Source organism: Devosia sp. (assembly GCF_040509215.1).
Taxonomy (GTDB): Bacteria; Pseudomonadota; Alphaproteobacteria; order Rhizobiales; family Devosiaceae; genus Devosia.
Genome location: NZ_JBEVLL010000017.1, coordinates 1 through 7716, shown reverse-complemented (window position 1 = coordinate 7716; position 7716 = coordinate 1). Strand labels below are relative to the sequence as shown.

8 protein-coding genes are annotated in these 7716 nt (G+C 60.9%); 2 read left to right on the top strand and 6 right to left on the bottom strand.

Annotation, left to right across the window (positions count from 1 at the left end; all coding sequences use genetic code 11):
- From ABW043_RS00795 to ABW043_RS00785, 3 genes are all read right to left on the bottom strand, one after another.
- Positions 1 to 2016, bottom strand: a 2016-nt coding sequence (locus ABW043_RS00795; protein ID WP_353919343.1) for an RNA degradosome polyphosphate kinase, incomplete at its 3' end; no start/stop codon positions are given.
- The gene (locus ABW043_RS00790) at positions 2009 to 2743 is read right to left on the bottom strand and encodes a P-loop NTPase family protein (RefSeq protein ID WP_353919342.1); all 735 of its coding nucleotides are present in this window, start codon (positions 2741 to 2743) and stop codon (positions 2009 to 2011) included. The genes ABW043_RS00790 and ABW043_RS00795, both read right to left, overlap by 8 nt.
- On the bottom strand, positions 2724 to 3815 hold the full coding sequence (locus ABW043_RS00785) for an AI-2E family transporter (protein ID WP_353919341.1): 1092 nt from the start codon (positions 3813 to 3815) through the stop codon (positions 2724 to 2726). The genes ABW043_RS00790 and ABW043_RS00785 overlap by 20 nt, the downstream gene beginning before the upstream one ends.
- A gap of 236 nt (positions 3816 to 4051) precedes the next feature.
- On the opposite strand from ABW043_RS00785, the gene purM reads away from it, so the two are divergent.
- Both purM and purN read left to right on the top strand, forming a co-directional pair.
- A complete protein-coding gene (gene purM / locus ABW043_RS00780; RefSeq protein WP_353919340.1) occupies positions 4052 to 5128 on the top strand; it encodes a phosphoribosylformylglycinamidine cyclo-ligase in 1077 nt (358 codons plus the stop codon).
- A complete protein-coding gene (gene purN / locus ABW043_RS00775) occupies positions 5125 to 5709 on the top strand; it encodes a phosphoribosylglycinamide formyltransferase (protein ID WP_353919339.1) in 585 nt (194 codons plus the stop codon). Before purM ends, purN begins: the two co-directional genes overlap by 4 nt.
- Here purN and ABW043_RS00770 read toward each other — a convergent pair.
- From ABW043_RS00770 to ABW043_RS00760, 3 genes are all read right to left on the bottom strand, one after another.
- Complete coding sequence (locus ABW043_RS00770; RefSeq protein WP_353919338.1) at positions 5706 to 6197, bottom strand: hypothetical protein; 492 nt, start codon at positions 6195 to 6197, stop codon at positions 5706 to 5708. The two genes, purN and ABW043_RS00770, sit on opposite strands and share 4 nt — an antisense overlap.
- Positions 6198 to 6290: 93 nt before the next feature.
- Positions 6291 to 6869 (bottom strand): TetR/AcrR family transcriptional regulator, encoded by a 579-nt coding sequence (locus ABW043_RS00765; protein ID WP_353919337.1) that lies wholly within the window; start codon positions 6867 to 6869, stop codon positions 6291 to 6293.
- Between the two features lie 41 nt (positions 6870 to 6910).
- Entirely contained in the window at positions 6911 to 7477 is a 567-nt protein-coding gene (locus ABW043_RS00760) for a nucleotidyltransferase family protein (RefSeq protein ID WP_353919336.1), read from the bottom strand.
- Positions 7478 to 7716 lie beyond the last annotated feature (239 nt).

Below are 7716 nucleotides of genomic sequence, written 5' to 3'. Positions count from 1 at the left end.
CTGATTGTCCTTCAAATAGGCAACTAGCGTTCTGTCAAGAATCTGCTTGTGCACGGTTCTGTTGAGAATCGGCACCATAACTTCGACGCGGCCATCTAGGTTGCGACCCATCAGATCCGCCGAGGAAATATAGACGATGGCCCGTGCCGACGGCATGGCCTCGCCATTGCCGAAGCAATAGATGCGGCTGTGTTCAAGGAACCGTCCAACCACCGACTTGACCCGGATATTATCCGAAAAGCCCGGAATGCCCGGCCGGAGACAGCAGATGCCGCGCACGATCAGGTCGACCTTCACCCCGGCCTGGCTCGCGTCATAAAGCGCGTCGATGATCTGAGGATCGACCAGCGAGTTCATCTTGAGGAGGATGGACGCCGGCTGCCCATTGCGGGCGAACTCGATTTCGCGGGCGATATTGTTGATCAGCGTCTCGCGCATATTGACCGGAGAAACCGCAATGGTCTCGAGTTCGGTCGGCCGTGCATAGCCGGTGATGAAGTTGAATACGCGGGCCACGTCCCGGGTGATCGCGGGGTCGATCGTGAAGTAGCTCAGATCAGTATAAACCTTGGCCGTGATCGGGTGATAATTGCCCGTGCCGATATGGCAATAGCTGACCAACTTGCCCTTTTCGCGCCGCACCACCTGGCTCAGCTTGGCGTGAGTCTTCAACTCGATGAAGCCAAAGACGACCTGCGCCCCTGCCCGCTCCAGATCGCGCGCCCAGCGGATATTGGCCTCTTCGTCAAATCGAGCCTTGAGCTCGACAAGACATGTCACCGACTTGCCGGCCTCGGCCGCCATCACCAGCGCCTTGACGATCGGGCTGTCGGAAGACGTGCGATAGAGCGTTTGCTTGATGGCGACGACATCGGGGTCGCGCGCTGCCTGCATCAGGAATTGCGCGACGACGTCAAAGCTTTCGAATGGATGGTGGACGAGAATGTCCTTGGCTCGGATCGCCGCGAAATTGTCGCCGTTATAGTCGCGGATACGCTCAGGGAAGCGCGCGATGTAGGGCGTAAACTTCAGGTCAGGCCGATCGACGTCACACACCTTGCGCGCGTCGGCGAGGCCGAGAAAGCCGTTCACCTCGAACACGTCGGCGTCCTTGATGACCATCTGCTCGCCGATCTGGCGCTGCAGTGCCCGCGGCATCGAGCGTTCGATTTCAAGCCGGATCACCTGGCCGCGACGGCGCTGGCGCAAGGCGCTCTCAAACTCGACCACAAGATCGGCCGCTTCGTCGTCGATTTCGATTTCGCTGTCACGAATGATGCGGAACGCGCCCGATCCGACCACTTCATGGCCAGGGAACATCTTGTGGAAGAACAGCTTGACCAGCGTATCGATGGTCACGACTTCCGTCCGCCCTTCCGACACCAGTTCATTGGGGAGGGTAATGAAGCGGTCGAGATTGCCCGGAATACGAACCAGCGCTGTCAGTGGCTGATCGCTATCGGGACGCTTCAGTTCAAACGCGAGCGCCAGCCCGAGATTGGGAATGAACGGAAAGGGATGCGCCGGATCGACCGCAATTGGGGTCAGCACCGGGAAGATTTCTTCGCGGAACAGCTTTTGTAGGTAAGCGACCTGATCTTCGCTGAGGTCGTTGGATTCGTGGATCACAACGTTCTGCGCAAACAGTTCCTCGCGCAGCGTTTCCCAATGGTCCTGCTGGTCGCGCTGCAGGTGCTGGGCGAGCGTCGCGATTTCCTCAAGCTGCTCGGATGGGGTCAACCCATCGGCGCTTTGCTTGGTCAATCCGGCGCGAATCTGCCCTTTGAGACCCGCCACGCGCACCATGTAGAATTCGTCGAGATTGTTCGCCGAGATCGATACGAAACGCAGCCGCTCAAGCAGCGGATGCGCCTCGTTACCGGCTTCTTCGAGCACGCGCATGTTGAACTGGAGCCAGCTCACCTCACGGTTGACGAACCGCGCCGGGCTGGTCCGCAACGCCTCGACGTCCGGCCCAGCGCCTTCTGCCTCGGTGATCTCGCTCATGTCATTCATCGCTTAAAGGGTCCCAGTCCTGTTGGCTGCCACCGTCGCGCTCCGTTTCCCGGAGCGCCAGGGCCTCTGCTGCAATCGTTCGGGTAATGGCCGTGCCTCTTGCGAGAGCCAGCCGGTCCATGCGGTCGGCCAATTCACCCACTTCCTCGGGGCTGCGTTCCATCCGCGCCACGAGATACTGGATGATCTTGGGATCGACCTTGATCTGACGATCGCCGAAAAGTTTGGCGAACATCTGTGACAGTTCTATGTCGTCGCTGACCTCAAGCCGGAAAGCGGGCGCCCGGCGAACGCGCGAGCGTACGTCATCCGTCGCCAGCGGCCACTTGGCAATGTCCTCCCGCGCCGTCAGCAGCAGCGTCCGATTTCCGCGCATGGCCTGATTGAGCAGGTGAAACAGGCTGTGCTCGTCATAGCCCAATCGGTCCACGTCTTCGACGACAAGGGGCCCTCGCCCATCGGCTTCCGCAATCGCGGTGATCGTTTCCGGCGTCACCATCGCCGCGTGGCTGCGATCCGCAAAAATCCGCGCCAGGTGCGATTTGCCCGAGGCTGGCGGGCCGATCAGCAGCGTCACGGCATCCGGCCAATGCGGCCAGGCGCCGATACGTCCGTGGGCCAGGGCATTGCCTTCCCCCACCAGAAAATCGTCTGCGGCATGGGATGGCGTATGCTCGAACTCGAGCGACAATTGCCGCAGCCTGTCGTTACGCAGTGGGGTTACCACCCTGGCCACCATGGGTTGATCCGAGATAGAGGCTGCTTCCCTTATACTTGCGAATGCCGTAGCGCACGAGCACCCCGCCGATTGCCGCAAGCGGCACGGCGAGCAACAACCCGACAAAGCCGAAAAGCGCGCCGAAAGCCAACAGCGCAAACATCAGCCAGACCGGATTGATGTTGATGGAGCCGCCCACAAGCTTGGGATAGAGCACATTGCCCTCGACAAACTGCCAGCCCATGAAAATGGCGAAGACCAGCGCGATCATCCACCAGTTCGGCCAGAATTGAACGGTGGCAATACCCATGGAAAGGGCAAAGCCGACGCCGAACCCCACATAGGGGATGAAGCTCAGCAGGCCCGCGATAAGCCCGACTGCAAGGCCATAGTTGAGGCCGACGAGGGACAGCGCGCCCGCATAGAACACTGCGTCGATCACGAGCACACCGCCCTGCCCGCGGATCACGCCGGCCATGGAGCTGTCGATATCCCTGAGGATGCCGAGGATCTCCGGGCGCTGCTTCCTCGGGAGCAGGTCATGCAGCCCGCGCACCATGCTGTCCCAATCGAGCAGCAGGTAGAAGGCAACGACGGGGGTGAAAATCGAGAAACCGATCACGCTGATCAGCGTCATGCCGGAGGCGAGGATTTCCGAGGTCACAACGCCGGCAAATCCAACGATCTGCCCCAGCATGTCCGAAACCGTGCGCTCCACCTGCGCCGCGCGCTCCGGGCCAAGCCATTCGTTGAGTTCGGGCGCCCATCGGCGCACCATGGCCTCGAGATCGGCAGCATAGCCCGGCAGGCGCTGAACCAGCCCTACGATCTGCTGCGCCACCATCGGAACGATCATGACGAAGATGCCGGCGATGATGGCGACGACGCTCAGCAATACAACCGCCGTGGCCCAGCCACGGTTGAAATGCCAGCGCTGCAACTGGTTGACCAGCGGATTGAGGAGATAGGCAAGCGCCGCGCCGACCACGAAGGGCAGCAGGATGCCGCGGAATATCCATAGAGCGAGGATCAGGAAGACGAAGAAGCCGATCCAGATCAGCACTTGATTTCTAAGGTTCATGGTGCCGGGCGGCCCTTGCGTCTAACTATCCAAGAAGCTATCAGGCCTTCAGGCAAATGGAGCAGAAAGCGTCTATCACTTTCTGTTTTTGAAATCGCCGCAAAAACAAAGACCTGGAGCATCGCGCGATTCGAACATCGCATGAAAAGCTCTAGCGGCCTGCACCGTTAAGTTCAACCAGACCGGGTCTCGGTAGCCAAAGCGTTCCCGATATCCCCAGCAATGGCTTTAGGCTCATGTCCGACGCGCAAAACCTGCCATCAAACGGCCTGTCATACAAGCAGGCGGGCGTCGATATCGATGCTGGCAATGCTCTGGTCGAGGCGATCAAGCCCGCCGTGCGCTCCACGCGCCGCCCCGGCGCCGATGGCGAAATCGGCGGTTTCGGTGGTCTGTTCGACCTCAAGGCCGCAGGTTTTGTCGATCCTGTGCTTGTCGCCGCCAATGATGGCGTCGGCACCAAGCTGAAAATCGCCATCGATACCGGCAAGCATGACACAATCGGCCAGGATCTTGTCGCCATGTGCGTCAACGACCTCGTGGTGCAAGGCGCCGAGCCGCTGTTCTTCCTCGATTACTTCGCCACCGGTAAGCTCGATGTTGCGCAGGGCACTGCCATCGTCGAGGGCATTGCCCATGGCTGCCGCCTCGCCGGCTGCGCGCTGATCGGCGGGGAAACCGCCGAAATGCCGGGCATGTATCACGGCAACGACTATGACCTCGCCGGCTTCGCCGTCGGCGCCGCCGAGCGCAATGCGCTGCTGCCGCGCAAGGATATCGCTGCCGGCGACACGCTCGTCGCCATTGCATCCTCCGGCGTGCACTCCAACGGCTATTCGCTGGTTCGCAAGATCGTCGATCTCTCCGGCCTCGCCTGGACCGCCGATGCTCCCTTTGAAGCCGGCAAGACGCTGGCCGAGGCACTCCTCGAACCGACCCGCATCTATGTGAAGCCGCTCCTCGCCGCCCTCAAGGCTGGCATCGGCATCAAGGCGCTGGCCCACATCACGGGCGGCGGCTTCATCGACAATATTCCGCGCGTCCTGCCCGATGAGCTTGCAGCCGACGTCGATCTCGACGCCGTCACTGTGCCCGCCGTCTTCGGCTGGCTCTCTAAGGTCGGCGGCATGAGCGAGCGTGAAATGCTGCGCACCTTCAATTGCGGCGTCGGCATGCTCGTTGCCGTCACCCCCGAAGATGCCGAAAAGCTGGTCGAAAGCCTCACCGCCTCGGGCGAGACGGCTGCCATCGTCGGTCAGCTCACTGCCCGCACTGGCGAACCCGTCACCTTCCGCGGGAAGCTCGCCCTGTGAGTCGGAAGAAAGTCGGCGTCCTCATTTCCGGCCGCGGCTCCAACATGTCCGCGCTGATCGAGGCCACGAAGTCGCCGGACTACCCGGCCGAGATTGTCGGTGTACTCTCGAACAAGGCCGCCGCCCCGGGTCTCCTCACCGCCCAGGAAAACGGCATCGCCACAGCCTCGCTGGCCCAGAGCAAGTTCTTGAGCCGGGAAATGTTCGAGGACATGATGACCCAGATCCTTGAGGGTTGGGAAGTCGACTATGTCTGCCTCGCCGGCTTCATGCGCATCCTGGGCGAAGACTTCGTGCTGCACTGGCAGGGCCGGATGATCAACATCCACCCCTCCCTCCTGCCCCTCTATAAGGGTCTCGACACCCACGCCCGCGTGCTCGCCGCAGGCGATGCCGAGCATGGCTGCACGGTGCATTTCGTCACGCCGGGGCTCGATGAAGGCCCGGCCATTCTCCAGGCCCGCGTTCCCGTCCTCTCCGGCGATACGCCCGAGACCCTGACTGCCCGCGTACTCGTCGAAGAGCACAAGATTTACCCACAGGCCCTGGCCATGCTGGCGCGCGGCGAGGTCTCGCTTTAAGCCGCAACTCGCGCCCGGCCTTCGCGCCGCAGCACGACGATCTGTGCAATCAACCCGACAATGAAGGCCAGCAACAGCGTGGCATGGGCCCCCAACACGATGGGCGAACTCACGCTGGACGCAAACGGAGCGCCGTCGGGCACGCGGGTGAGCGTTTCCGTCACAGTCGGCACTAGCAACAGCAAGACGCTGAAGCTGAGGCTCATGGTTTCGATGTAGCGTCGCAGCCGTCCCAGAAATGTCAGACGGTGAACCCCGTAGCCTACGGCGATCACCAGCAATGTAAGGCCGCCGATGGCATAGCTCACAGGCTGTTTTGCTACCAGAAACGCAGTGGCGCCGCCCAAGACCATCGAAGCGAAATAGATCGCGCCGGGCGCGGAGCGCGGTACGATGCGGCCATGCCGGACCAGCATATATATGGCCATTGCCAGTGCTGGCAGGCTGCCCAGCGTGTGAAACCAGCCGATGGGGGAAATACCGAACATTTTTCGTCCTTCATGAAGGCGACGCGCGATGCGTCAACATATCTACTAGTTGGTAGGCTTGATCGTCGAAAAGCTCCGCCTACCCTCTTGGGCTTACCTGACGAAGCGCTCGACGAGGGGTTGGACGATCATTCCGAAGACTTCTGCTTTTCCGTGGGCCCGGCTGGAAAGCATAGCCCCGTGCACCGTAGCGACGAACACTTCCGCTTCTATTTCCGGATCATGCGCCATGTGCAGGCTTCCCTGCGCCAGGCCATCCCGGAGCACGCCTGTCAGCCAAGCGGCAAGCGCCCGGAAATGTGCCCGGACCTCGGCCGCCACCTCTTCAGGCAGAGCCGGCATCTGACTGGCCAACAAGGCGCAAACGCAAAACGGCTCGTCACCCGAGGTGATGCACGATTGCCAATAGCCTGTGTAGGCCCGCAGTTTTTCCGCTGGGTCGGCAATGGCATTGTCCATCGCCAAAAGCCCCTCCACGGCCTCCTGGCGATAGCGGGCCACCAAAGTACGGACCAGTTGTGCCTTGGTCGGGAAGTGGTGGTGAATGCTCGCCTTGCGGATGCCCACGATGCTGGAAATATCCGCATAGCTGAAGCCGTCATAGCCACCCGACAGAATGAGCGGGCGCGTGCGACGGAGGATTTCTTCGGCAGTGCTGGACAAATCGGTCATGATGATTACCTACCTTCTAGTAGGTCTGTCGTCAATATGCCTTACGACCAAGGTTCGAACTGCAGTTCCGGCCACAGTGCCATGGCCCGCCTGGCTTTGTTTTCATGCGTCACTCGATTGGGCAGCAACGGGTTGGACGCCAGCCGGAAAGAGAACAAGTCATCGAGCCCAAACGGCGCGTAAATCGCAATCTCCCCATCCTCCAGCCGCGCAGCGATTGCGTGGCTCTTCGTCGAGAAGTAGCGCAACATGTCGGCGCTACAGGTGAGTTCGGGGTAGTCCATGCCGAATTTTTCGGGAAACCAGAGATGCACCCGCGCCTGGTTGCGCACCTCAACTGGAATGGGGCTATTGGCGAAATGTGCCTGTGCCCTGCGGATGACCCGGTCTTCCGCATCATAGCTCCGGTCCGCGGGATCGAAGTAGACGAGATCGGCATCCTTGATGCCCAGATGCCGAGGGCGGCCGGTCAGGACATTCCACACCGTGTTGTAGATTGCTCCCGAGCCCAGCAACGGGTCAGGCAGGCCGAGCTCCCTCATGCCCCGCAGGAACCGCATCAACACCGGATCACCTGCAATGATGTCGACGAGGGCTTGGCGCTGCACATTCGCTTCGAGTCCCGAATATCTCAGATGTCTCATCTTGCCGCCTGTCCCCGCTCCATTCCTGGCCAGGGCAACAGATGTCGCTGACACGGACTGTCAGCAGGCAGAGGTTCACTGCACCGCAGGCAGACCGAACGCATCACCGCAATTGATGACCCTCATCGTCAAAATCGGTTCGACGCGACTCTCTTTGCCCGCTACCGTCAGCACAAAGGGAGAACACCTGTGCCGCTACGCTA